We start from the raw sequence: 24,120 nt of genomic DNA, 5'->3' as shown, positions 1-24,120 counted from the left end.
ACGCACGACAGACAACCAACCTCTAGCGCAATCGCTTATTAGCGACGCAGACCCAGGCGACCGATCAGAGCGCTGTAACGGCTCACGTCTTTGCCTTTCAGGTAGTCCAGCAGCTTACGACGCTGGTTAACCATGCGGATCAGACCACGACGGGAGTGGTGGTCTTTACCGTTGGCCTTGAAGTGACCTTGCAGTTTGTTGATGTTGGCGGTCAGCAGTGCAACTTGCACTTCTGGCGAACCAGTGTCACCAACAGCTTGCTGGTAGTCAGCTACGATTTGAGCTTTTTCTTGAACGTCGAGAGCCATGTGGCAATCCTTTTATCAGGAAACTGTTTCAAAAACAGTTTCAACAGGCCAGGGACAAATCCCTGTATCTAAAAATGAGTAGTGACCGTGCCTGCTAACAGCCACACTCGTTCGGTCATTCTGACCGAATCAGTCGACGCGGCGCGATGCGCCCGTCTTCGCTCACTTCACCGATACCGATGAAGCGACCATTGTGATCCTGTACCCGTACCATGCCGAACTTCGGGGCATCCGGGGCGCGTACCGGCTGGCCGTTGAGCCAGTAGAACGCACTCGCTTCCGAGAACTGCAACAGTGGCCAATCCAGCAGGCCGCTGTCCGATGGCATCAGGAAGCGGTCGACCGCCTCGTTGCCGCCTTCGGCATGTACCGCTTCCAGCTCTTCGAGGGTAACGGTTTGCGCCAGGGTGAAAGGCCCGGCCTGGGTACGTCGCAGTTCTGCAACGTAAGCGCCACAACCGAGTTGCTCACCGATATCCTCCACCAGGGTGCGGATATAGGTGCCTTTGGTGCAATCCACCGCAAGCCGCGCAGTATCCCCTTCGAAGGCCAGCAATTCCAAGCGCGTAATAGTAACAGAACGCGCTTCGCGCTCCACTACTTCACCTGCACGGGCCAGCTTGTACAGGGGCTGCCCGTCACGCTTGAGGGCCGAGTACATCGGCGGTATCTGACTGATTTGCCCACGAAATTGCGGCAGTACGGCTTCGATATCGGCCTGACCAACGGTCACCGGGCGCTCCTGCAAAACCTCACCCTCGGCATCGGCCGTGGTGGTGGTCTTGCCCAGCTGCGCCAGGGTTTCGTAACCCTTGTCGGAATCGAGCAGGTACTGCGAGAACTTGGTGGCCTCACCGAAGCACAGCGGCAACACGCCAGTGGCCAGCGGATCGAGACTGCCGGTGTGCCCGGCCTTCTCGGCGTTGAGCAACCAGCGGACCTTCTGCAAGGCCGCGTTGGAGGTGAACCCCAGCGGTTTATCGAGCAGGATGATGCCACTGACGTTACGACGGATACGTTTGACCTGAGCCACCGATTACTCCTTGGTGTCTTCGGCTTGTGCCGCAACCGAGTGCTGGTTGTCTTCGGCTACTGCACGCTCGATCAAGGCCGACAGATGCGCACCGCGCACGACGCTTTCATCGTAGTGGAAGTGCAACTGCGGAACGCTGCGCAGCTTCATCTCGCGAGCCAGCTGCATGCGCAGGAAACCGGCGGCGGAGTTGAGCACCTTGATGCTTTGCGCGATGTCTTCGTGGCTGTCCTGGCCCATTACAGTGATGAAGATCTTCGCGTGACCGACGTCACGGCTGACTTCCACAGCGGTAATGGTGACCAGGCCGACGCGCGGGTCTTTGACTTCACGACGGATCAGTTGTGCCAGCTCGCGCTGCATCTGATCGCCGATACGTTGGGTACGGCTGTATTCTTTTGCCATGTCTTGTTACCTGTTACTGCCCCACGGTGAAACCCGTGTGGTCTGAAAGCGGCAAACGCCCGGCCTGACAAAAGCCAGACCGGGCGTTGCGTTTAGAGTCCGGGCGATGCGCCGCGCAATTGCATGCGGCTGGCCATCACGGCTCTTGAAGTGCGCGAGTTAGAGGCTGCGAGCAACCTGAACCTTCTCGAAGACTTCGATCTTGTCACCGACCTTGACGTCGTTGTAGCTCTTCACGCCGATACCGCATTCCATGCCGGCACGTACTTCCGACGCGTCATCCTTGAAGCGGCGCAGGGATTCCAGCTCGCCTTCGAAGATAACGATGTCTTCACGCAGTACACGGATTGGACGGTTACGGTGAACGACACCTTCGATCACCATGCAACCGGCGATCGCGCCAAACTTCGGCGAACGGAACACGTCACGCACTTCGGCGATACCCAGGATGTTCTCGCGAACATCGCTGCCGAGCATGCCGGTCAGGGCTTTCTTGACGTCTTCGATGATGTCGTAGATCACGTTGTAGTAACGCATATCCAGACCTTCCTGCTCGACGATCTTGCGCGCGCCAGCATCGGCACGCACGTTGAAGCCGAACAGTACAGCGTTGGAGGCCAGTGCCAGGTTGGCGTCGGATTCGGTGATACCACCGACACCGCCACCGACCACGCGCACTTGCACTTCGTCGTTACCCAGGCCGTTCAAGGCACCGTTCAACGCTTCCAACGAACCACGGACGTCGGATTTGAGGACGATGTTGAGCGTCTTCTTCTCTTCCTGGCCCATGTTTTCGAAGATGTTTTCCAGCTTGCCGGCGTGAGCACGGGCCAGCTTGACTTCGCGGAACTTGCCTTGACGGAACAGAGCCACTTCACGGGCTTTCTTCTCGTCGGCAACCACGCTCATCTCGTCGCCAGCGTCCGGGGTACCGTCCAGGCCGAGGATCTCGACAGGGATGGCCGGACCGGCTTCCTTGATTGGCTTGCCGTTCTCGTCGAGCATGGCACGTACACGGCCGTAGTTCGAACCGACCAGGACCATGTCGCCTTGACGCAGGGTACCGTCTTGAACCAGCACGGTAGCCACCGGGCCACGGCCCTTGTCCAGGCGGGACTCAACCACGACACCACGGCCAGGAGCCGATGGGGTAGCGGTCAGTTCCAGGACTTCGGCCTGCAACAGAACGGCTTCGAGCAGTTCGTCGACGCCAGTACCCATCTTCGCCGAAACCGGTACGAATGGAGTGTCACCACCCCACTCTTCCGAGGTCACGCCGTGTACCGACAGTTCGCTACGGATGCGATCGAGGTCAGCACCTGGCTTGTCGATCTTGTTCACCGCGACAACCAGCGGAACGCCAGCAGCCTTGGCGTGCTGAACAGCTTCGATGGTCTGCGGCATCACGCCGTCGTCCGCTGCAACCACCAGGATCACGATGTCGGTCGCCTTGGCACCACGGGCACGCATGGCGGTAAACGCGGCGTGACCAGGGGTGTCGAGGAACGTCACCATGCCACGGTCGGTTTCAACGTGGTAGGCACCGATGTGCTGGGTGATACCACCGGCTTCGCCAGCAGCTACCTTGGCACGACGGATGTAGTCGAGCAGGGAAGTCTTACCGTGGTCAACGTGGCCCATTACGGTCACGACTGGTGCACGGGAAACAGCCTCGCCTTCAAACTTCAGGGACTCGGCCAGGGAATCTTCCAGGGCGGTGTCGCTGACCAGGGTCACTTTGTGGCCCAGCTCTTCGGCAACCAGCTGGGCAGTTTCCTGGTCCAGTACCTGGTTGATGGTCGCTGGGGTACCCAGTTTGAACATGAACTTGATGATTTCAGCAGCCTTCACCGACATCTGTTGGGCGAGATCGCCAACAGTGATGGTTTCGCCGATCTTCACTTCGCGCACGACAGGGCCGGTTGGGCTCTGGAAACCGTGGGCGTTGCGTTTCTTCAGCTTGGCCTTGCCGCGACCACCACGACGGAAGCCATCGCTTTCTTCGTCGGTAGTACGTGGGGCAACACGTGGCGCTGGCGCCTTTTCCTTGACCGAAGCACGATGCGGAGCGTTTTTGCGCTCGCCATCGCCACTACCGCGACGATTGCTGTCGTCGGCACGTGGTTTGTCCGGACGACGCTGTTCGTCACGCTTGCGGGCATCGGCTGCAGGTGCCGGAGCGGCTGCCACGACCGGTGCACTTTCGCGCACAGGCTCGGCCACCGCAGCGGGCGCTGCAACGGGTTGGGCTGGAGCGGTCGGCGCAGCAGCAGGCTGGCGACGCGCTTCTTCTTCGGCGCGGCGCTTGGCTTCTTCTTCAGCCTTCTGACGTGCAGCATTTTCTACTGCGCGACGTTCATCCAGTTCACGCTTGCGCTCGGCTTCGATTTCTTCCGGGCTGCGCTGTACGAAGACTTTCTTCTTGCGTACTTCAACGCTGATGCTTTTGCTGCCAGCAACACGCAGGGTGCTGGTGGTTTTACGCTGCAGCGTAATCTTGCGTGGTTCTTCCACTTTCGCCTTGTGGCTGCTTTTCAAGTGAGTCAGCAACGATTGCTTCTCACTGTCAGTCACACTTTCTTCGGCGGCGGTGTGCGGCAGACCTGCCTCACGCATCTGCTGCAACAGGCGCTCTACCGGTGTTTTGACCTCATCGGCCAGTTGTTTCACCGTGACTTGCGTCATGCACTTCTCTCCTCAGGCCGCGCCTAATTACTCGAACCAGTGGGCTCGGGCGGCCATGATCAACTTGCCGGCACGATCATCGTCAATGCCGTCGATGTCGAGCAGGTCGTCAATAGACTGCTCGGCCAGGTCTTCGCGGGTAATTACGCCGCGCACCGCCAGTTCCATCGCCAAATCCTTGTCCATACCCTCAAGCGAGAGCAGGTCTTCGGCCGGATGGGCGTCTGCCAGCTTTTCCTCAGTAGCGATGGCTTTGGTCAACAAACGATCCTTGGCACGAGCGCGAAGCTCGTTGACGATTTCTTCGTCAAAGCCGTCGATGTTGAGCATTTCTTCCAACGGTACGTAGGCAATCTCTTCCAGGCTGGTGAAGCCTTCATCGACCAGCACCTGTGCCAGCTCTTCGTCGACTTCCAGCTCGTCGATGAAGTTGCGCAGGATGTCGCCGGTTTCTGCTTGCTGTTTAGCCTGGATGTCCGATTCGGTCATCACGTTCAGGGTCCAGCCAGTCAACTGGCTGGCCAGACGCACGTTCTGACCACCACGACCGATGGCCTGAGCCAGATTGTCTGCGCCAACGGCGATGTCCATTGCATGGGCATCTTCGTCAACGATAATTGCCGCAACCTCGGCCGGGGACATGGCGTTGATCACGAACTGAGCCGGGTTATCGTCCCACAGGACGATGTCCACACGCTCACCGCCCAACTCGCCCGACACTGCCTGGACGCGCGAACCGCGCATACCGATGCAAGCGCCCTGCGGGTCGATGCGTTTGTCCTTGGAGCGCACGGCGATCTTGGCGCGCGAACCCGGATCACGGGACGCAGCCATTACTTCGATCAGGCCTTCGGCAATTTCCGGCACTTCGATGCGGAACAACTCGATCAGCATTTCCGGCGCGGTACGCGACAGGATCAACTGTGGGCCGCGGTTCTCGGTGCGGATTTCCTTGAGCAGCGCACGCAAGCGCACGCCAACCCGGAAAGTTTCGCGAGAAATGATGTCTTCACGGGCCAGCAACGCTTCAGCGTTGTTACCCAGGTCGACGATCACGTTGTCGCGGGTGACTTTTTTCACGGTGCCGGAGATGATTTCACCCAGGCGCTCGCGGTAAGCGTCAACAACCTGGGCGCGCTCGGCTTCGCGAACCTTCTGCACGATGACTTGCTTGGCAGTCTGTGCAGCGATGCGGCCGAACTCGATCGATTCGATCTTCTCTTCTACAACGTCACCGACCTTGGCGCCAGGGTGCGTTTCAGCAACCTTGCTCGGCCAGGTTTCGATGGCCGGATCGTCCAGGTTTTCTTCTTCGACGACCGTCCAGCGACGGAAGGTTTCGTAAGCACCGGTGTGGCGGTTGATTTCCACACGCAGATCAACTTCGTCTTCAAAACGCTTTTTGGTAGCCGTGGCCAGAGCCAGCTCCAGCGCTTCAAAAATTACGCTTGCCGGTACACCCTTTTCATTGGATACCGACTCAACAACCAGCAGTACTTCTTTGCTCATCGTACGCCTCGCCTTTCGCAAGCCATTGGATCCGCGGGATCCGCAGTATCTGGCACGCCTCAGTCAAAACTGGGAATAATGTTGGCCTTGTCGATCATATCGATCGGCAACAGGAACTCATGGTCATCTACCTGCACCACGACGTCCTGCTCTTCTACACCGCGCAGAAGGCCCTGAAAGTTGCGTCGTCCTTCAAAAGGCGAGCGCAGCTTGATCTTCACTTGTTCACCGGCAAATTTTGCAAACTGCTCAAGAGTGAACAGCGGGCGTTCCATGCCTGGCGAGGAAACTTCGAGGGTGTATTCAACGGAGATCGGATCTTCAACATCCAGTACACCGCTGATCTGACGGCTGACGATGGCACAATCGTCCACCAGCACACCGCCCTCTTTATCGATATAAACGCGCAACATCGAGTGACGACCCTGAGCCGAAAACTCGATACCCCAGCATTCATAGCCTAGGGCCACGACCACCGGGGCCAGCAAGGCCTGCAACTCTTCTAGCTTGCTCGACACCTGAACCCCCTCGTGCATGTATGTGCATGCTGTGCAAAATAAAAAAATGGGCGAAACGCCCATCCTTGAAACGCCGTCGAACAGCGGCGCTGGAAGTGTCCAGCTAACAAAAAGCCCCTTAAAAGGGGCTCCTTAAACTGGTTGCGGGGGCCGGATTTGAACCGACGACCTTCGGGTTATGAGCCCGACGAGCTACCAGACTGCTCCACCCCGCGACAAAGCTGGGGCGGAAGTATACGACCGATCCCCTACAGGGTCAATGTAACCTTCCACCTGCAAGAAAGCCCGCAACAGCGGGCTCTCCTGACTAATTGGTACCGAGAAGGGGACTCGAACCCCTACACCCTATGGGCACAACCACCTCAAGGTTGCGTGTCTACCAATTCCACCACCTCGGCAATACTACGTTTGAAACCCTTCTTACTTCTGCTCTTGAGCTGGAGGTACGTCAGTCGCTGGAGTAGCCGACTTTTGCTCTTGAAGCACCGGGACATCATCAGAAGCCGGTTGTTGCTTTGGAACTTCCAACACTGCCGGGTTTGGCAAACCTACTTGAGTCAGCTGGTGAGCTTTCTCTTTAGCAAAGTAACCTAACCCTAAGCTGGTTATGAAGAAACCTGCGGCAAGTATAGCAGTAAACTTACTAAGAAAGGTAGAGGAACCTTGGCTTCCGAACACAGTATTTGAAGCACCTGCTCCGAAAGACGCGCCAGCGTCCGCACCTTTACCCTGCTGCAGCAAAACCAGAGCTACTACGCCCAATGCACCCAGCAGATGAAAAACGACTACGACTGTTTCCAGCATTTTTTCAGTTTCCCGCGGCGCGACAAATCGCACCGAACTCATCTGCATTCAGGGAAGCCCCACCAATGAGACCCCCATCGATATCCGGCATGCCGAACAGTTCGACCGCATTGGCCGCCTTCACGCTGCCGCCGTATAGAAGCCGCACACCTTGTGCGATTTCAGAATTCTCTGCCGCCAACTGTGCGCGAATGGCTGCGTGCACATCCTGCGCCTGTTGCGGCGAAGCAGTCAGCCCGGTGCCAATGGCCCAGACCGGCTCGTAAGCGATTACTGCCTTGGCAAACACACCGACACCCAGCTCGTCGATAATGCTGCCCAGTTGCTGCGAGACAACTTCAAGGGTCTTGCCGGCTTCACGCTGCTCCAGGGTTTCCCCTATGCACAACACCGGAACCAGGCCGCTTGCCTGTGCCGCTGCAAACTTGCGAATCAGCACTTCGTCCTGCTCGCCCATTATCTGGCGGCGTTCGGAGTGCCCGACAAGCACCAGGGAACAACCTGCATCCACCAACTGACTTGGCGAGACCTCACCGGTCAGTGCACCTTGTCCGGATTCCACCGCAGAATTCTGCGCGCCGATCGAAACCGACTTTCCTTTCAAGCCATCAACCACTTGGCTGATATGCAACAAAGGCGGGAATACCGCTACCTCAACACCGCTCGGCAAGGCCAAGTCACATAGGCCGTCGATCAGCTCAGCGACGCTGGCGCGGGTACCGTGCATCTTCCAGTTACCAGCTACCATAGGGCGACGCATGCTGTACCTCGTCGGTCAAAGTGGGCGCAGATGTTACCCAACACAATCGAGGCTGGCAAGCCGAATTCAGGCAGAAACTTCAGTAACCAGTTTTGCCAGCTCTTCGGCGTAGCCGCGAACCAGGGTTTCGTCTTCGCCTTCGACCATTACACGTACCAGCGGCTCTGTCCCGGACTTGCGCAACAGAACCCGCCCGCGACCCGCCATGGCCTGGGTAACACGCTCGCTGGCTTCCTTGACCGACGCATGCTCGAGCGGGTTTGCACCGCCGCCGAAACGCACGTTGATCAACACCTGAGGACACTTGCGCAATGCCTGGCGTGCCTCTGCCAGGCCCTGGGAGCGAGTCTTCAATGCCATCAGCACCTGCAGCGCGGCAATGATTGCGTCACCGGTGGTGGTGTGATGGAAGCACACGATATGCCCCGAGTTCTCGCCACCCACCAGCCAGTTGCGTTCCAGCAGATCAGCGATCACATAACGGTCACCGACGTTGGCGCGCACGAAGGGAATCGCCAGGTCCGCCAGGGCGAGCTCCAGCCCCAGGTTACTCATCAATGTACCGACCACACCGCCTTGCAGCTTGTTCTGCTCATGCAGATCGCGAGCGATGATGTACAGCAGTTCGTCGCCGTCGACGATGGCACCGGTGTGATCGACCATCAGCACGCGATCGCCGTCACCGTCGAACGCGATACCCAGGTCGGCATGCTCGGCCAGCACGGCAGCCTGCAGCTGGCCCATGTGGGTCGAACCGCAGTTGTCGTTGATGTTCAGGCCATTGGGGTGCGCGGACAGGACCACGACCTCGGCACCCAGCTCGCGGAATACGCTCGGCGCCACCTTGTACGTGGCACCGTGGGCGCAGTCGATGACGACCTTCAGGCCGGCAAAGCTGGTGCCGGTCGGCACGCTGCTCTTGCAGAATTCGATATAACGACCGGAGGCGTCATTGATTCGCGAGACCTTGCCGATCTTGCTCGACTCAACCACGGTCATCGGGGTATCGAGCAGCTCTTCGATCATGTGCTCGATTTCATCGGGAAGCTTGGTGCCCTTCCCGGAGAAAAACTTGATGCCATTGTCGTCATGGGGATTGTGCGACGCACTGATCACGATGCCGGCTTCAGCATGGAAGGTACGCGTCAGGTAAGCGATGGCCGGCGTCGGCATCGGGCCCAGGAGCATCACGTCGGCACCCGCCGACGTCAGCCCGGCCTCGAGTGCCGATTCGAACATGTACCCGGAAATCCGCGTGTCCTTGCCTACCAGCACCTTGCACGCGCCCATCTTGCGGAACGCCATGCCGGCAGCCCAGCCCAGCTTGAGCATGAAGTCAGGAGTGATCGGATAAACGCCGACCCGACCACGAATACCGTCGGTGCCAAAATATTTCTTAGTCATAATTACTCCATCTTTCTTATTCGGCTGATTCCACGGCGGTGATCATTTTCACCACATCAACTGTTTCAGCTACGTCATGGACACGCAATATACGCGCACCTTTGTGCGATGCCAGCGCCGCGAGGGCAAGACCGCCGTACAGGCGCTCCCCGACGGGACGATTCAACGCCTGACCGATCATGCTCTTGCGCGACACCCCAACCAACAGCGGGCGCCCCAAGGCATGCAAGGCTTCCATGTGCTTGAACAAGCTTAGATTGTGCTGCAGGTTTTTTGCGAAGCCAAAACCCGGATCGAGAATGATCCGCTCAGCCGGAATGCCCACCGCTGCGCATTGAGCCATGCGCTCGGCAAGAAACTGGCCCACCTCTTGGGTGACGTCCTGGTAGTGCGGGTTGTCCTGCATGTCACCCGGCTCACCGAGCATGTGCATCAGGCACACGGGCAAGCCGGTAGCCGCCGCCGCATCCAGCGCTCCTTCGCGGCGCAACGAACGCACGTCATTGATCAAGCCGGCACCGAGTCGCGCTGTTTCGCGCATGACCGCGGGTGTGGAGGTATCAACCGAGATGATCACATCCAGCTCACGGTGGATCCGCTCGACGATCGGCGCCACGCGCTCCAGCTCTTCGAGCGGAGAAACCGCCCTGGCGCCCGGACGAGTGGACTCGCCGCCGACATCGATCAATGTGGCGCCAGCCGCGACCATGGCTTCGGCATGGCGCAACGCCGCATCGAGCTGGCTGAATCGACCACCATCGGAGAAAGAATCGGGAGTGACATTGAGAATGCCCATGACATGCGTCTGGGCCAAATCAAGAACCCGGTTGCCGCAAGGCAACCGGGTCGAGGACTGAACAAAAGTCATTTCAAACCTTAAACGTCAGCAGCGGGACCGCCGATAGGTGTTTCCGGACGTTCGCCCTGCACTGCCGGAGGGGTGCCGGATGTACCGGTACCGCCCGACCAGTCGCGAGGTTCGCGAGGGGTGCGTCCAGCCATGATGTCGTCGATCTGCTCGGCATCGATGGTTTCATACTTCATCAGGGCATCGGCCATGGCGTCGAGCTTGTCACGGTTGTCCGTGAGAATCTGCTTGGCCGTGCCGTAGCACTGGTCGATGATACTGCGCACTTCGGAGTCGATCAGCTTGGCTGTCTCACCGGAGAAACTTGCACTCTGGCCACCGCCGCCGCGACCGAGGAACACTTCGCCCTCTTCTTCGGCGTACATCAGCGGACCGAGCTTCTCGGAAAGGCCCCACTTGGTCACCATGTTCCGCGCAATCTGGCTGGCACGCATGATGTCGTTCGATGCACCGGTGGTGACGCCATCGAAGCCCAGGGTCATTTCTTCAGCGATACGGCCACCGTAGAGCGAGCAGATCTGGCTGATCAGTGCGCGCTTGGACAGGCTATAGCGATCTTCCTCCGGCAAGAACATGGTCACACCCAGCGCACGACCGCGCGGAATGATCGAGACCTTGTACACCGGATCATGCTCAGGCACGACACGACCGACAATGGCATGGCCGGCTTCGTGATAAGCGGTGTTCTGCTTTTCTTTCTCGGACATGACCATGGATTTGCGCTCGGCGCCCATCATGATCTTGTCTTTGGCCAGTTCGAACTCTTTCATTTCGACGATGCGCTTGCCGGCACGGGCAGCGAACAACGACGCCTCGTTGACCAGGTTGGCCAGGTCGGCACCGGAGAAGCCAGGGGTACCACGAGCGATCACGGCCGGAGCGACGTCGTCACCCATTGGCACTTTGCGCATGTGGACCTTGAGAATCTGTTCGCGACCACGGATATCCGGCAGGCCGACCACGACCTGACGGTCGAAACGGCCCGGGCGCAGCAGCGCAGGGTCCAGTACGTCGGGACGGTTGGTCGCGGCAATCACGATGATGCCGTCGTTCATTTCGAAGCCGTCCATCTCCACCAGCAACTGGTTGAGAGTCTGCTCGCGCTCATCGTGACCACCGCCCATGCCGGCACCACGGTGGCGACCGACGGCGTCGATTTCATCGATGAAGATGATGCATGGCGCGTGTTTCTTGGCCTGTTCAAACATGTCGCGAACACGGCTGGCACCGACACCGACGAACATTTCGACGAAATCGGAACCGGAAATGGTAAAGAAAGGCACCTTGGCTTCGCCGGCAATCGCCTTGGCCAGCAAGGTTTTACCGGTACCCGGAGGACCGACCATCAGCACGCCGCGAGGAATGCGGCCACCCAAGCGCTGGAACTTGCCCGGATCACGCAGGAACTCGACCAGCTCGCCGACTTCTTCCTTGGCTTCGTCGCAACCTGCAACGTCTGCCAGGGTGGTTTTCACCTGGTCTTCGGAGAGCAGGCGCGCCTTGCTCTTGCCGAAGCTCATCGGCCCGCCCTTGCCACCGGCACCGCCCTGCATCTGGCGCATGAAGAACATGAACACCGCGATGATCACCAGGATCGGGAAGCTCGCCACCAGGAGTTGAGTCCAGATGCTTTGCTGCTCAGGCTGTTTGCCTTCGACCACGACGTGGTTATCCACCAGGTCGCCGATCAGGCCGTTGTCCTGGATTGCCGGACGAATGGTCTTGAAGCTGTCGCCATCGTTGCGCTTGCCGGTAATCACGTAGCCATCAACCGCCACGCGCTCGACCTTGCCATCCTTGACCTGCTGGATGAAGTCGGAATAGTTGAGGGTCTGCGGCTCGTTAGGGCTGGAGAAGTTGTTCATCACCGTCACCAGGACAGCCGCGATGATCAACCACAGGATCAGATTCTTTGCCATATCGTTCAATTAACTACCCTCTGAAGCAAGCGCCGCGTTGGCGCGCGCTTCGCATGATATTCACCGGCCTAACTTACTACATTACCTACAACTCTGGCAGGCGCCGTCTGTAACCCTTTGTGAAACACTTTCTACACAATATTCGCTTATGCACGCGAGGCGAAATACGAAAAACCTATCACCCCGCCAAAAAACCTTGTTTTACTCACTGCGACCGCGATAGCCCCAAGCCAGCATGTATTGCTCGCGAGAGCTGCCACGCGAAGAGTCCGGCTTGAGCATCTGGATCTTGTCGAATTTCTTGCGAGCGTCCTTCAGGTAGACATCGAAACCTTCGCCCTGAAAGATCTTGATCACGAAATTACCACCAGGTTTGAGTATCCGCTCAGCCAAATCAAGTGCCAACTCGCACAGGAACATGGCTTTGGGCATGTCCACTTCAGGCGTACCACTCATATTGGGGGCCATATCGGAAATCACAAGGTCCACCTGCGAATTACCGACGGCCTCAAGGATCCGGGCGAGCACTTCGTCCTGGGTGAAGTCACCCTGGATGAAAGTCACGTCCGGAATGCCGTCCATTTCCAGGATGTCCGAGGCGATCAGACGACCCTGGCCACCGATCAGCCGGCTGGTCACCTGCGACCAGCCACCGGGCGCCGCACCCAGGTCGACAACGCTCATGCCCGGACGGATCAGCTTGTACTTCTCCTGGATCTCCAGAAGCTTGTAACTCGCACGCGAGCGGTACCCGTCCTTCTGCGCCTGCTTCACATAGGGGTCATTGACATGTCTTTTCAGCCACTCAAGGCTTGTCTTGGAACGCGCCATCGGGCACCTCGATGATAAGGGTCGTGATTAGTTGGGCGGATCCACGAACCCTCGGGTAAAATGGCCGCCATTTTACAGAATCCAGACGAAAGGGTCAGATTATGCCGCTCACTCAAGAGCAGAAGAAACAGTACAAATCCATTGGCCACCATCTGAAACCAGTTTTGATTGTGGCTGACAACGGTTTGACTGAAGGTGTGTTAGCCGAACTCGAACGCGCATTGGCGGATCACGAGCTGATCAAGATCAAGCTCAACATCCTCGATCGCGAATCGCGCCTGGCATCCATTGCCGAGCTGTGCAAGGTTGGCAAAGCGGACCTGGTACAGGTCATCGGCAAGATGGCACTGATTTACCGCAAGAACTTCAGCGTCAACAAGCAGCTGTCGAACGTCCATCGCTTCAAGTGATGACAAGGGTCAAGGGTGTGCTTCGCGCACCCTGCCACTCCATCCGGGTACCGGCTGCATGATCAGCACCAGTCCCGAGAACCCCAGAACCATATAGCTGAACACCTGCCAGCGCTGCGCATCAGGCCAGCCGACAAGCACCGCGACAAACATCGCACACGCGCACAACGCGATCAGCAACACCTGCCCACGAAAATCCCGCCATAGACTGGCAAGGCCATTGGCCTGTACCAGCACCAAAGCCTGAAAGATCACGCACACGGCGGCAAACATCACCACCATGGTTTCGAACAAGCCGGCGATCTCATCGATCAGCAACGGTGCCAGGCCAATTCGACCCAACACCGGCTGCAAGCCGAGATGTACCAGCCACAGGCCGCCGACCCACAACATCTGGGCCAGCTGCCAGAGCATGGCGCCCGCATGCAGCGGGCGCCTGGCTTCAGATGTGACGGACTTCGACAATCTCGTACTCGATAACGCCGCTTGGCGTTTTTACTGCAACCACATCACCCTCTTCCTTGCCGATCAAGGCACGGGCCAGGGGTGCGCCCACCGAAATCTTGCCGAGTTTGAAGTCTGCCTCGTCCTCTCCCACGATGTGGTAGGTGACGCGCTCATCCGTCTCGACGTTGGCGATTTCAACGGTGGTGCCGAAGATCACTTTGCCGGTGTGAGGAATGGTCGTGACATCGATGATGACCTGATTCTGGATCCGGCCTTCGATGTCACGGATCCGCGCCTCGACCATACCCTGCTGCTCGCGAGCAGCGTGGTATTCGGCGTTTTCCTTCAAGTCACCCAACTCACGGGCCGTACCGATGTCCTGGCTGAGCTTCGGACGAACGACCTTGGTCAGGTGAGTGTGTTCTTCTTCCAGGGCGCGAGCGCCCTGAACGGTCATCGGGTACTTGGTTATGCTCATGCCTTCAATCCTGCGTGTAGATCCTGCAAGCGGCGTACGGTCTTCTCGGGACCGAACTTCAGCGCTTCGCAGATCGCTTCGCCAGCAGCAATGGTCGTGGTGCAGTAGATCTTGTGCTGCAGCGCGTTGCGACGAATGGAATAGGAGTCAGCGATCGACTGACGGCCTTCAGTGGTGTTGATGATCAGGGTGACTTCGTCATTCTTGATCATGTCGACTACGTGCGGACGCCCTTCGGTCACCTTGTTCACGCGGCGCACTTTCAGGCCTGCCGCTTCGATCAGCTTGGCGGTACCGGCAGTGGCAACCACTTCGAAGCCCAAGTTGATCAGATCACGGGCCACGCCCGCAACCAGTGGCTTGTCGTCATCACGAACGCTGATGAACGCAGTACCGCCGGTCGGCAGCACTTCGCTGGCGCCCATCTGGGCCTTGGCGAATGCTTCACCGAAGGTGTCGCCCACGCCCATCACTTCACCGGTGGACTTCATCTCCGGGCCGAGGATCGGGTCAACGCCAGGGAATTTGGCGAATGGGAACACCGCCTCTTTCACACTGTAGAAGTTCGGGATGATTTCCTTGGTGAAACCCAGCTCTTTCAGGGTTTTACCGGCCATCACGCGTGCGGCGATCATCGCCAGGGAAACACCGATGCACTTGGACACGAACGGTACGGTACGCGAAGCACGCGGGTTGACTTCGATGACGTAGATGTCTTCGCCTTGCAGCGCCAACTGTACGTTCATCAGGCCGACCACGCCCAGCTCCAGGGCCATTTTCTTGACCTGTTCGCGCATCTCGTCCTGGATGTGCGCCGGCAGCGAATACGGTGGCAGCGAGCATGCCGAGTCACCGGAGTGAACGCCGGCCTGCTCGATGTGCTGCATGATCGCGCCGATGACGACGTCTTTACCGTCGCAGACCGCATCCACGTCCATTTCGATGGCGCAGTTGAGGAAGTGGTCCAGCAGCACCGGGCTGTCGTTGGACACTTGAACCGCTTCACGCAGGTAGCGCTTGAGTTCTTCTTCTTCGTAGACGATTTCCATCGCACGACCGCCCAATACGTAGGACGGACGCACCACCAGCGGGTAACCGATCTTGGCGGCGGCACGAATCGCTTCGTCTTCGCTGCGCACGGTGGCGTTTGGCGGCTGACGCAGGTTCAGGCGCTGGACCATCTGCTGGAAGCGCTCGCGGTCTTCGGCACGGTCGATGGCGTCAGGGCTGGTGCCGATGATCGGCACGCCTGCGGCTTCCAGCGCACGGGCCAGTTTCAGCGGGGTCTGGCCGCCGTACTGGACGATTACGCCTTTTGGCTTCTCGACGCGGACGATTTCCAGCACGTCTTCCAGGGTCACTGGTTCGAAGTACAGGCGATCGGAGGTGTCGTAGTCGGTGGAAACGGTTTCCGGGTTGCAGTTGACCATGATGGTCTCGTACCCGTCATCGCGCAGGGCCAGTGCCGCGTGTACGCAGCAGTAGTCGAACTCGATGCCCTGGCCGATACGGTTAGGACCGCCGCCCAGGATCATGATCTTGTCGCGGCCCGATGGCGCGGCTTCGCACTCTTCTTCGTACGTCGAATACAGGTACGCGGTATCGGTGGCGAACTCGGCGGCGCAGGTGTCGACGCGCTTGTAGACCGGGAAGATTTCCAGCTTGTGGCGGTGAGCACGCAGGGCCTTCTCGGTCACACCCAGCAGCTTGGCCAGGCGCATGTCGGAGAAGCCTTTGCGCTTGAGGCGGAACATCAGGTCGCGATCGATGCTGGTCAGACCCAGGGTCTTGACCTTCTCTTCGTCCTTGATCAGGTCTTCCATCTGTACCAGGAACCACGGATCGATCATGGTCATGCCGAAGATGTCTTCAACACTCATGCCGGCGCGCATGGCGTCCGCCACGTACCAGATACGCTCGGCGCCCGGCACGGTCAGCTCGCGCTTGAGCACGCTCATGCTTTCCGGGTTGCTCAGGTCAACCTTCTCGTCCAGGCCGCAAACGCCTACTTCCAGGCCGCGCAGGGCTTTCTGCAGGGATTCCTGGAAAGTACGGCCGATGGCCATGACTTCACCCACCGACTTCATCTGAGTGGTGAGGCGCGCGTCAGCCTTGGCGAATTTCTCGAAGGCGAAACGTGGCAGCTTGGTCACGACGTAGTCGATGGACGGCTCGAAGGACGCTGGGGTCTTGCCGCCGGTGATGTCGTTCGACAGCTCGTCCAGGGTGTAGCCCACAGCCAGTTTGGCCGCGACCTTGGCAATCGGGAAGCCGGTGGCTTTCGAAGCCAGTGCCGACGAGCGGGATACACGCGGGTTCATCTCGATCACGACCATGCGGCCGGTGTTCGGGCAGATGCCGAACTGAACGTTGGAACCGCCGGTTTCCACGCCGATCTCACGCAGTACCGCCAGGGAGGCGTTACGCAGGATCTGGTATTCCTTGTCGGTCAGGGTCTGTGCCGGTGCCACGGTGATCGAGTCACCGGTGTGCACGCCCATCGGGTCGAAGTTTTCGATGGAGCAGACGATGATGCAGTTGTCCTTCTTATCGCGGACAACCTCCATCTCGTATTCTTTCCAGCCGATCAGCGATTCGTCGATCAGCAGCTCTTTGGTCGGCGACAGGTCCAGGCCGCGGGCGCAGATTTCTTCGAACTCTTCACGGTTGTAAGCGATACCGCCACCGGTGCCGCCCATGGTGAAGGACGGACGGATGATGCACGGGAAGCCGAGCTTCTCGAGGACCGCATTGGCCTCTTCCATGCTGTGGGCGATACCGGAACGCGGGCACGCCAGGCCGATGGACTTCATCGCCTTGTCGAAACGCGAACGGTCTTCAGCCTTGTCGATGGTGTCGGCGTTGGCACCGATCATTTCTACGCCGAACTTCTCCAGAACGCCTTCACGCTCCAGGTCCAGGGCGCAGTTCAGTGCAGTCTGGCCGCCCATGGTTGGCAGCAGCGCGTCCGGACGCTCTTTTTCGATGATCTTGGCAACGGTCTGCCACTTGATCGGCTCGATGTAGGTTGCGTCGGCCATGGCCGGGTCGGTCATGATGGTGGCCGGGTTGGAGTTCACCAGGATGACGCGGTAGCCCTCCTCGCGCAGGGCTTTGCAGGCCTGGGCGCCGGAGTAGTCGAATTCGCAGGCCTGGCCGATAACGATCGGGCCAGCGCCGAGAATCAGGATGCTTTTAATGTCTGTACGTTTTGGCATGGGTTTGTCACTCAAATCCGCAGGTCAGTCGGCAAGCCGTCTTGTTCAATCTGTGAAGACCCGAGGGGGCCACCGGTGTCGGGGCCGCCCTCAGGCTTTGCAACATCAGGGCGAGCGATCAGCGTCGCTTGGCCATCTCGTTGATGAAGCGATCGAACAGGGGTGCTACGTCGTTCGGGCCAGGGCTCGCTTCCGGGTGACCCTGGAAGCTGAAGGCGCTCTTGTCGGTACGCTCGATACCTTGCAGGGTGCCGTCGAACAGCGATTTGTGGATCGCACGAACGTTGGCCGGCAGGGTCGCTTCGTCTACCGCGAAACCGTGGTTCTGGCTGGTGATCATCACCACGCCAGTGTCCAGGTCCTGGACCGGGTGGTTGGCACCGTGGTGGCCGTGGCCCATTTTCAGGGTCTTGGCGCCGGAGGCCAGGGCCAGCAGCTGGTGACCGAGGCAGATGCCGAATACCGGGATCTCGGTTTCCAGCACGTCCTTGATCGCCTGGATCGCGTAGTCGCAAGGCTCCGGATCACCAGGGCCATTGGACAGGAACACGCCGTCCGGCTTCAGGGCCAGTACATCGGCGGCAGGCGTCTGGGCAGGCACCACGGTCACACGGCAGCCGCGCTCGACCAGCATGCGCAGGATGTTCACCTTGACGCCGTAGTCGTAGGCCACCACGTGGTACGGCAGCTCGGAGGCTTCGATGGTCGCGTGACTGTCGGTTTTCAGATCCCAGACAGTCGAGCGCCACTCGTACTTCTCGGTGGTGCTGACGACCTTTGCCAGGTCCATGCCCTTGAGGCCAGGGAAACCCTGGGCGGCGGCGATGGCGGCTTCTTCGGAAATGTTGTCACCGGCCATGATGCAGCCGTTCTGCGCGCCTTTTTCACGCAGGATGCGCGTCAGGCGGCGGGTGTCGATACCGGCGATGGCCACAACGTTGTTGGCCTTCAGGTAGTCGGACAGGGACATGGTGTTACGCCAGTTGCTCGCCACCAGTGGCAGGTCACGGATGACCAGGCCAGCCGACCAGACGCGGTTGGACTCGGCGTCTTCCGGCGTGGTGCCGGTGTTGCCGATGTGCGGGTAAGTCAGGGTAACGATTTGTTGGGCGTAGGAAGGATCGGTAAGGATTTCCTGATAGCCGGTCATTGCGGTGTTGAACACCACCTCACCAACGGTTTGACCGTCGGCTCCAATGGCTTCGCCGCGAAAAATGCTGCCATCAGCAAGGGCGAGTATGGCTGGCTTAGTCAAGAAGACCTCCCGTAAATAAAGCCTGAAAGGGCGATCGCAGGTTGTAAAAAAGCGGAGTGACGTATGGACACGTCACCCCGCTTCTTCACTGAATTATTCTGCGCGCTTTTAGTGGACACACTAAAGCTGTAGCTTACAGAAAAAGGCCTTTTTGGTCTACCGCCAATGAGCCTTAAAGGCTGGAGAATGCGACAGGACGTCGCTTGGCGGGATAAAACCGGGCTCGAACGCTGTGCGCGAGCCCGGTTTCGGGTGCATCTTAACGCAGGTCGAGCACGTCTTGCATGTCATAAAGACCAGGCTCGCGCCCATCCAGCCACAAAGCGGCACGGACCGCACCCTTGGCGAAGGTCATGCGGCTGGAGGCCTTGTGGGTGATCTCGACACGCTCGCCATCGGCGGCGAACAGCACGGTGTGATCACCGACGATGTCGCCAGCACGAACAGTGGCAAAACCGATCGTCTCGCGCTCGCGAGCACCCGTCTGGCCTTCACGACCGTAAACCGCGACTTTCTTCAGGTCGCGACCCAGGGCGTCGGCAATCACTTCACCCATGCGCACGGCGGTACCAGACGGCGCATCGACTTTATGCCGATGGTGGGCTTCGGTGATTTCGATATCGACATCGTCACCCAGCACCCGAGCGGCGGTGTCGAGCAGCTTCAGGCACAGGTTTACGCCGACGCTGAAGTTGGCCGCGAAGACGATCGGGATTTCCTTGCCCGCCTCCGCCAGCAACTGCTTCTCTTCAACGCTGAAGCCGGTCGTGCCGATGATCATCGCCTTGTTGTGCTTACGGCAGAAGGCGAGGTTCTTCAGGGTCACCGTCGGGTGGGTGAAGTCGATCAGCACGTCGAACTCATCGACCACACGATCCAGATCACCCGACAGCGGCACGCCGATGCGACCGATGGCAGCCAGCTCGCCAGCGTCCGCGCCGACCAGCGTGCTGTCAGGACGATCCACTGCCGCCGTCAGGCCGGCACCCGGTGCCTGCTGCACGGCTTCGATCAGGGTTTTGCCCATGCGCCCGGCGGCGCCCATCACAGCTATACGTCGCATGCCTGTCTCCTTACAAATCGCCGAAGAAGCGTTTCACGCCTTCGAACCAGCCTGTGGTTTTCGGTGAATGACTGTTGTCGTCCGCCAGGGAGTTGCGGAACTCTTCGAGCATTTCACGCTGACGACGGCTCAGGTTGACCGGCGTCTCGACCGCCACACGGCACATCAAGTCACCCGCACCGCCGCCACGCACCGGCGCAACGCCCTTGCCACGCACGCGGAACTGCTTGCCGGTCTGGGTCCCTTCAGGGATTTTCAGCTTGACCCGACCATCGAGGGTCGGAATCTCCAGCTCGCCACCCAGCGCCGCATCGACGAAGCTGATGGGCACTTCACAGAACAGGTGCTTGCCGTCACGCTGGAAGATCGAGTGCTCGCGCACGTTGATCACCACGTACAGATCGCCGGTCGGCCCGCCCATGGCGCCCGCCTCGCCTTCGCCCGACAGGCGAATGCGGTCACCGGTATCGACACCGGCCGGCACTTTCACCGACAGGGTCTTGTACTCTTCGACACGACCTTCGCCGTGACAGGAGTCGCACGGGTCGGAGATGATCTTGCCCTGGCCATGGCAACGCGGGCAGGTTTGCTGCACCGAGAAGAAGCCTTGCTGCATGCGCACCTGGCCGATACCGCCACAGGTCGGGCAAGTCACTGGCGAGGAGCCTTTCTTGGCCCCCGAGCCGTCGCACGGCTTGCAGTTGACCAATGTCGGAACGCGGATATTCACGGTCGTACCGCGCACCGCCTCTTCCAGGTCCAGCTCCAGGGTATAGCGCAAGTCACTGCCACGCTGGGCACCGCCACGGGAACCACCGCGACCGCCACCGAAGAAGTCGCTGAAGACATCGCCGAAGATGTCGGAGAAGTTCTGACCGCCGAAACCGGCACCGCCGCCACCCATGCTCGGGTCTACACCGGCATGGCCGTACTGGTCGTACGCCGCACGCTTGCTGGAGTCGGACAGCACTTCGTAGGCCTCGTTGGCCTCCTTGAACAACTCTTCCGATGCCTTGTCATCAGGATTACGGTCCGGGTGGTGCTTCATCGCCAGGCGACGGTAAGCCTTTTTCAGGTCCGCCTCGCTTGAGCCTCGTTCAACACCCAATATCTCGTAATAGTCACGCTTTGCCATAAGTCTCTGCACTCTTGAGGACGTTCGACAAAACCCTCCTGAGTCTGCCGAACTCATTGAGCCCCAATACAGGCCCGGACCCAACTCACGTCAATTCAACGATCCTGGTCTTTGATTCTTGCGGTACTTGCGGCGCGAAAAGCAGGAGCATTTCCGGCCATACCACCAACATCCGAACGTTGTCGCATGCTGTAAAAATTCGCGTATTCCAGATACGCCAACGCGGGAGCAAGCTCCCGCGCGGCGACATCCTACCAGTCACCGCCGCAAGGCAGTCAACCGGCCGACCAACAACTTACTTGTGGTCTTTGACTTCTTCGAACTCAGCGTCGACCACGTCATCAGCCTTCTCGGCCGACTCACCTTGCGGTGCCGCGCCTTCAGCTGGCTGAGCCTGTTCGGCGTACATCTTCTGCGCCACTGGAGCGGAGACTTTCGACAGCTCTTCAACCTTGGCTTCGATAGCAGCCTTGTCGTCGCCTTTCACGGCGGCTTCCAGGGCAACCACGGCAGCTTCGATCGCAGTCTTCTCTTCAGCGCTTACCTTGTCGCCAGCATCGGCAACCATTTTGCGCGTCGAGTGAACCAGTGCATCGCCCTGGTTACGGGCAGCGGCCAGCTCTTCGAACTTGCGGTCTTCCTCGGCGTTGGCCTCGGCATCACGCACCATGCGCTCGATCTCTTCGTCGGACAGGCCGGAGTTGGCCTTGATCACGATCGACTGAGTCTTGCCGGTGGCCTTGTCCTTGGCGCCTACGTGCAGGATGCCGTTGGCGTCGATGTCGAAGGTCACTTCGATTTGTGGCACGCCACGTGGTGCTGGTGGAATCTCGGCCAGGTCGAACTTGCCCAGGGACTTGTTCTGTGCAGCCTGCTTACGCTCACCTTGCAGCACGTGAATGGTCACGGCGCCCTGGTTGTCGTCGGCAGTCGAGAACACTTGCGATTTCTTGGTAGGAATCGTGGTGTTTTTCTCGATCAGCGCGGTCATCACGCCACCCATGGTTTCGATACCCAGGGTCAGCGGGCTGACGTCCAGCAGCAGAACGTCTTTCACGTCACCGGCCAGTACCGCGCCCTGGATGGCAGCACCCATGGCTACAGCTTCGTCCGGGTTCACGTCTTTACGTGCTTCTTTACCGAAGAACTCGGTCACCAGTTTCTGAACCAGTGGCATGCGGGTCTGACCACCGACCAGGATCACGTCGTTGATCGCGCCGATCTCGATACCGGAGTCTTTCAGCGCAATGCGGCAAGGCTCGATGGTGCGTTGAACCAGGTCTTCAACCAGCGATTCCAGCTTGGCGCGGGAGATCTTCACGTTCAGGTGCTTTGGACCGGTGGCGTCTGCAGTGATGTACGGCAGGTTGACGTCGGTCGACTGAGCGGAAGACAGCTCGATCTTGGCTTTTTCAGCGGCTTCTTTCAGGCGCTGCATCGCCAGCGGATCACCCTTGAGGTTCATGCCGCTTTCTTTCTTGAATTCGTCGACGAGGTAGTCGATCAGACGAATGTCGAAGTCTTCACCGCCCAGGAACGTATCGCCGTTGGTGGCCAATACTTCGAACTGGTGCTCGCCATCGACTTCAGCGATCTCGATCACGGAAACGTCGAACGTACCGCCACCCAGGTCGTAAACGATCACGGTGTGATCGCCCTTGGCCTTGTCCATACCGTAAGCCAGAGCGGCTGCGGTTGGTTCGTTGATGATACGTTTCACGTCCAGACCGGCGATGCGGCCGGCGTCCTTGGTCGCTTGACGCTGGCTGTCGTTGAAGTAGGCCGGAACGGTGATCACCGCTTCGGTCACTGGCTCGCCGAGGTAGTCTTCGGCGGTCTTCTTCATTTTCTTGAGGATTTCAGCCGAGATTTGTGGCGGCGCCATTTTCTGGCCGTTCACTTCAACCCAGGCGTCGTTGTTGTCAGCCTTGACGATCTTGTAAGGGACCATCTGGATGTCTTTCTGTACCACTTCTTCTTCGAAGCGACGACCGATCAGACGCTTCACCGCATACAGGGTGTTGTGCGGATTGGTCACAGCCTGACGCTTGGCGGACTGGCCAACCAGGATTTCGCCATCGTTGGCGTACGCGATGATCGACGGCGTGGTACGCGCGCCTTCTGCGTTTTCAATAACTTTGGCCTTGCCGTTTTCCAGCACGGAGACGCAGGAGTTGGTAGTCCCCAGGTCGATACCGATAATTTTGCCCATGTTCACTCTCCCGAAACTTTGGATTTGGTTGCCGCAGCAGTGGTGGCTAACTGCGGTAGCACTTAAACGCTTGACTTCTAAATGGGGGCCTTGCGGCTAATTTCAAGCCTGCTCGTCAATCGAAGGCGAAACTGGCGCAGGGGCCTTGCTGACCACGACCATGGCCGGGCGCAGCAGGCGTCCATTGAGCTGATAACCCTTCTGGAACACCTTCAGAACACTGTTCGGCTCGAGGTCGGCGCTTTCCTGCATGGCCATTGCCTGATGCAGAACGGCGTTGAACGGTTCGCCGTGCGGATCGATCGCTTCCAGCTGATAACGTTTCAGGGTGTCCTGGAACATTTTCAGGGTCAGCTCGATCCCTTCGCGCATCGGACGGATGCTTTCGTCATCCGGGCTGGACAACTCCAGGCCGCGCTCCAGGCTGTCGATGATCGGCAGCAGGTCGCTGGCGAATTTTTCCAGCGCGAATTTGTGAGCCTTTTCCACATCCTGCTCGGCGCGACGGCGGACGTTCTGCAGATCGGCGGCTACACGCAAAGCCTGATCCTGCGCAGCTGCCAGTTGCTCTTCGAGCACTTGTACACGAGCCGCCAGGTCATCACCCGAAGCCTGGGAAGCCTGGTCGGCGTCTAGATTTTGCGTATCCACTGTCTGTTCGTCAGCCATAGAATTCTCCTTTCAATATCGTCCGCGAGCTCGACTCGCGCTTCTGTCCAGCTATATGGGGCCGCAAAATCCGGCTTCAAGGGGCTGGATGCGATTAACCCTACAAAAAGCTCTGCATTGTCATTCCCCGGCGCGCTAAGGATTTCGTCGGCTCAAGCGAAACGAGCTAACGAGGGGCATTGTCAGCCA

At 59.0% G+C, this 24,120-nt stretch carries 21 protein-coding genes and 2 tRNA genes; 1 reads left to right on the top strand and 22 read right to left on the bottom strand.

Annotation, left to right across the window (positions count from 1 at the left end):
* Window positions 1-38: 38 nt before the first annotated feature.
* From rpsO to rlmE, 14 genes are all read right to left on the bottom strand, one after another.
* Window positions 39-308 carry a 30S ribosomal protein S15 gene (gene rpsO, locus ACM6I6_RS07075; protein WP_046820615.1) on the bottom strand — a complete coding sequence of 90 codons (270 nt, stop codon included), beginning with the start codon at window positions 306-308 and terminating at the stop codon, window positions 39-41.
* 115 nt (window positions 309-423) lie between these two features.
* Window positions 424-1,341 carry a tRNA pseudouridine(55) synthase TruB gene (truB, locus tag ACM6I6_RS07070; RefSeq protein ID WP_274074065.1) on the bottom strand — a complete coding sequence of 306 codons (918 nt, stop codon included), beginning with the start codon at window positions 1,339-1,341 and terminating at the stop codon, window positions 424-426.
* A gap of 3 nt (window positions 1,342-1,344) precedes the next feature.
* Window positions 1,345-1,746 (bottom strand): 30S ribosome-binding factor RbfA, encoded by a 402-nt coding sequence (gene rbfA, locus ACM6I6_RS07065; protein ID WP_008057429.1) that lies wholly within the window; start codon window positions 1,744-1,746, stop codon window positions 1,345-1,347.
* A gap of 159 nt (window positions 1,747-1,905) precedes the next feature.
* Window positions 1,906-4,431 (bottom strand): translation initiation factor IF-2, encoded by a 2,526-nt coding sequence (infB, locus tag ACM6I6_RS07060; RefSeq protein ID WP_274074066.1) that lies wholly within the window; start codon window positions 4,429-4,431, stop codon window positions 1,906-1,908.
* Window positions 4,432-4,458: 27 nt separating this feature from the next.
* On the bottom strand, window positions 4,459-5,940 hold the full coding sequence (gene nusA, locus ACM6I6_RS07055) for a transcription termination factor NusA (RefSeq protein ID WP_274074067.1): 1,482 nt from the start codon (window positions 5,938-5,940) through the stop codon (window positions 4,459-4,461).
* 59 nt (window positions 5,941-5,999) lie between these two features.
* A complete protein-coding gene (gene rimP / locus ACM6I6_RS07050) occupies window positions 6,000-6,458 on the bottom strand; it encodes a ribosome maturation factor RimP (RefSeq protein WP_007915250.1) in 459 nt (152 codons plus the stop codon).
* A 138-nt stretch (window positions 6,459-6,596) separates the two neighbouring features.
* Window positions 6,597-6,673, bottom strand: a tRNA-Met gene (locus ACM6I6_RS07045).
* Between the two features lie 97 nt (window positions 6,674-6,770).
* Window positions 6,771-6,856 (bottom strand) — tRNA-Leu (locus ACM6I6_RS07040).
* 22 nt (window positions 6,857-6,878) lie between these two features.
* The gene (gene secG, locus ACM6I6_RS07035; RefSeq protein WP_017336473.1) at window positions 6,879-7,262 is read right to left on the bottom strand and encodes a preprotein translocase subunit SecG; all 384 of its coding nucleotides are present in this window, start codon (window positions 7,260-7,262) and stop codon (window positions 6,879-6,881) included.
* Window positions 7,263-7,266: 4 nt separating this feature from the next.
* Window positions 7,267-8,022, bottom strand: coding sequence for a triose-phosphate isomerase (tpiA, locus tag ACM6I6_RS07030; RefSeq protein WP_274074068.1), 756 nt, complete (start codon window positions 8,020-8,022; stop codon window positions 7,267-7,269).
* Between the two features lie 66 nt (window positions 8,023-8,088).
* Window positions 8,089-9,426, bottom strand: a complete 1,338-nt coding sequence (glmM, locus tag ACM6I6_RS07025; protein WP_274074069.1) for a phosphoglucosamine mutase — start codon at window positions 9,424-9,426, stop codon at window positions 8,089-8,091.
* Between the two features lie 16 nt (window positions 9,427-9,442).
* Complete coding sequence (gene folP / locus ACM6I6_RS07020) at window positions 9,443-10,294, bottom strand: dihydropteroate synthase (protein WP_414919668.1); 852 nt, start codon at window positions 10,292-10,294, stop codon at window positions 9,443-9,445.
* An 8-nt stretch (window positions 10,295-10,302) separates the two neighbouring features.
* Complete coding sequence (gene ftsH, locus ACM6I6_RS07015; protein WP_020796530.1) at window positions 10,303-12,213, bottom strand: ATP-dependent zinc metalloprotease FtsH; 1,911 nt, start codon at window positions 12,211-12,213, stop codon at window positions 10,303-10,305.
* Between the two features lie 201 nt (window positions 12,214-12,414).
* On the bottom strand, window positions 12,415-13,044 hold the full coding sequence (rlmE, locus tag ACM6I6_RS07010; protein ID WP_274074071.1) for a 23S rRNA (uridine(2552)-2'-O)-methyltransferase RlmE: 630 nt from the start codon (window positions 13,042-13,044) through the stop codon (window positions 12,415-12,417).
* 101 nt (window positions 13,045-13,145) lie between these two features.
* On the opposite strand from rlmE, the gene ACM6I6_RS07005 reads away from it, so the two are divergent.
* On the top strand, window positions 13,146-13,454 hold the full coding sequence (locus ACM6I6_RS07005) for a YhbY family RNA-binding protein (protein ID WP_007942889.1): 309 nt from the start codon (window positions 13,146-13,148) through the stop codon (window positions 13,452-13,454).
* Between the two features lie 9 nt (window positions 13,455-13,463).
* Here ACM6I6_RS07005 and ACM6I6_RS07000 read toward each other — a convergent pair whose 3' ends face one another.
* The 8 genes from ACM6I6_RS07000 to grpE form a co-directional block, all read right to left on the bottom strand.
* Entirely contained in the window at window positions 13,464-13,868 is a 405-nt protein-coding gene (locus ACM6I6_RS07000; protein ID WP_274074072.1) for an MFS transporter, read from the bottom strand.
* A 28-nt stretch (window positions 13,869-13,896) separates the two neighbouring features.
* Window positions 13,897-14,373, bottom strand: coding sequence for a transcription elongation factor GreA (gene greA, locus ACM6I6_RS06995; protein WP_274074139.1), 477 nt, complete (start codon window positions 14,371-14,373; stop codon window positions 13,897-13,899).
* 2 nt (window positions 14,374-14,375) lie between these two features.
* Window positions 14,376-17,597, bottom strand: a complete 3,222-nt coding sequence (carB, locus tag ACM6I6_RS06990; protein ID WP_323628169.1) for a carbamoyl-phosphate synthase large subunit — start codon at window positions 17,595-17,597, stop codon at window positions 14,376-14,378.
* Between the two features lie 118 nt (window positions 17,598-17,715).
* Complete coding sequence (gene carA, locus ACM6I6_RS06985) at window positions 17,716-18,852, bottom strand: glutamine-hydrolyzing carbamoyl-phosphate synthase small subunit (RefSeq protein ID WP_046820625.1); 1,137 nt, start codon at window positions 18,850-18,852, stop codon at window positions 17,716-17,718.
* A 259-nt stretch (window positions 18,853-19,111) separates the two neighbouring features.
* Window positions 19,112-19,915: a 4-hydroxy-tetrahydrodipicolinate reductase gene (dapB, locus tag ACM6I6_RS06980; RefSeq protein ID WP_274074074.1), complete on the bottom strand. Its 804-nt coding sequence runs from the start codon at window positions 19,913-19,915 to the stop codon at window positions 19,112-19,114.
* A 10-nt stretch (window positions 19,916-19,925) separates the two neighbouring features.
* Window positions 19,926-21,050: a molecular chaperone DnaJ gene (gene dnaJ, locus ACM6I6_RS06975; protein ID WP_323605483.1), complete on the bottom strand. Its 1,125-nt coding sequence runs from the start codon at window positions 21,048-21,050 to the stop codon at window positions 19,926-19,928.
* A gap of 295 nt (window positions 21,051-21,345) precedes the next feature.
* Entirely contained in the window at window positions 21,346-23,262 is a 1,917-nt protein-coding gene (gene dnaK, locus ACM6I6_RS06970) for a molecular chaperone DnaK (protein ID WP_274074076.1), read from the bottom strand.
* A 102-nt stretch (window positions 23,263-23,364) separates the two neighbouring features.
* Window positions 23,365-23,931: a nucleotide exchange factor GrpE gene (gene grpE / locus ACM6I6_RS06965; RefSeq protein WP_274074077.1), complete on the bottom strand. Its 567-nt coding sequence runs from the start codon at window positions 23,929-23,931 to the stop codon at window positions 23,365-23,367.
* Window positions 23,932-24,120: the final 189 nt, after the last annotated feature.

This window comes from Pseudomonas sp. IT-P218, from assembly GCF_949767605.1.
Classification (GTDB): Bacteria; Pseudomonadota; Gammaproteobacteria; order Pseudomonadales; family Pseudomonadaceae; genus Aquipseudomonas; species Aquipseudomonas putida_AE.
The sequence above is the reverse complement of the archived record's forward strand: the minus strand, read 5'-3'. Positions and strand labels throughout refer to the sequence as shown.

Bases quoted from the DNA above. Each gene is read 5' to 3' on its own strand.
- rpsO (WP_046820615.1), bottom strand. From the start codon at position 308: ATGGCTCTCGACGTTCAAGAAAAAGCTCAAATCGTAGCTGACTACCAG.
- rbfA (WP_008057429.1), bottom strand. From the start codon at position 1,746: ATGGCAAAAGAATACAGCCGTACCCAACGTATCGGCGATCAGATGCAG.
- infB (WP_274074066.1), bottom strand. From the start codon at position 4,431: ATGACGCAAGTCACGGTGAAACAACTGGCCGATGAGGTCAAAACACCG.
- nusA (WP_274074067.1), bottom strand. From the start codon at position 5,940: ATGAGCAAAGAAGTACTGCTGGTTGTTGAGTCGGTATCCAATGAAAAG.
- secG (WP_017336473.1), bottom strand. From the start codon at position 7,262: ATGCTGGAAACAGTCGTAGTCGTTTTTCATCTGCTGGGTGCATTGGGC.
- tpiA (WP_274074068.1), bottom strand. From the start codon at position 8,022: ATGCGTCGCCCTATGGTAGCTGGTAACTGGAAGATGCACGGTACCCGC.
- glmM (WP_274074069.1), bottom strand. From the start codon at position 9,426: ATGACTAAGAAATATTTTGGCACCGACGGTATTCGTGGTCGGGTCGGC.
- folP (WP_414919668.1), bottom strand. From the start codon at position 10,294: ATGACTTTTGTTCAGTCCTCGACCCGGTTGCCTTGCGGCAACCGGGTT.
- ftsH (WP_020796530.1), bottom strand. From the start codon at position 12,213: ATGGCAAAGAATCTGATCCTGTGGTTGATCATCGCGGCTGTCCTGGTG.
- rlmE (WP_274074071.1), bottom strand. From the start codon at position 13,044: ATGGCGCGTTCCAAGACAAGCCTTGAGTGGCTGAAAAGACATGTCAAT.
- ACM6I6_RS07005 (WP_007942889.1), top strand. From the start codon at position 13,146: ATGCCGCTCACTCAAGAGCAGAAGAAACAGTACAAATCCATTGGCCAC.
- ACM6I6_RS07000 (WP_274074072.1), bottom strand. From the start codon at position 13,868: ATGCTCTGGCAGCTGGCCCAGATGTTGTGGGTCGGCGGCCTGTGGCTG.
- carB (WP_323628169.1), bottom strand. From the start codon at position 17,597: ATGCCAAAACGTACAGACATTAAAAGCATCCTGATTCTCGGCGCTGGC.
- dapB (WP_274074074.1), bottom strand. From the start codon at position 19,915: ATGCGACGTATAGCTGTGATGGGCGCCGCCGGGCGCATGGGCAAAACC.
- dnaJ (WP_323605483.1), bottom strand. From the start codon at position 21,050: ATGGCAAAGCGTGACTATTACGAGATATTGGGTGTTGAACGAGGCTCA.
- dnaK (WP_274074076.1), bottom strand. From the start codon at position 23,262: ATGGGCAAAATTATCGGTATCGACCTGGGGACTACCAACTCCTGCGTC.
- grpE (WP_274074077.1), bottom strand. From the start codon at position 23,931: ATGGCTGACGAACAGACAGTGGATACGCAAAATCTAGACGCCGACCAG.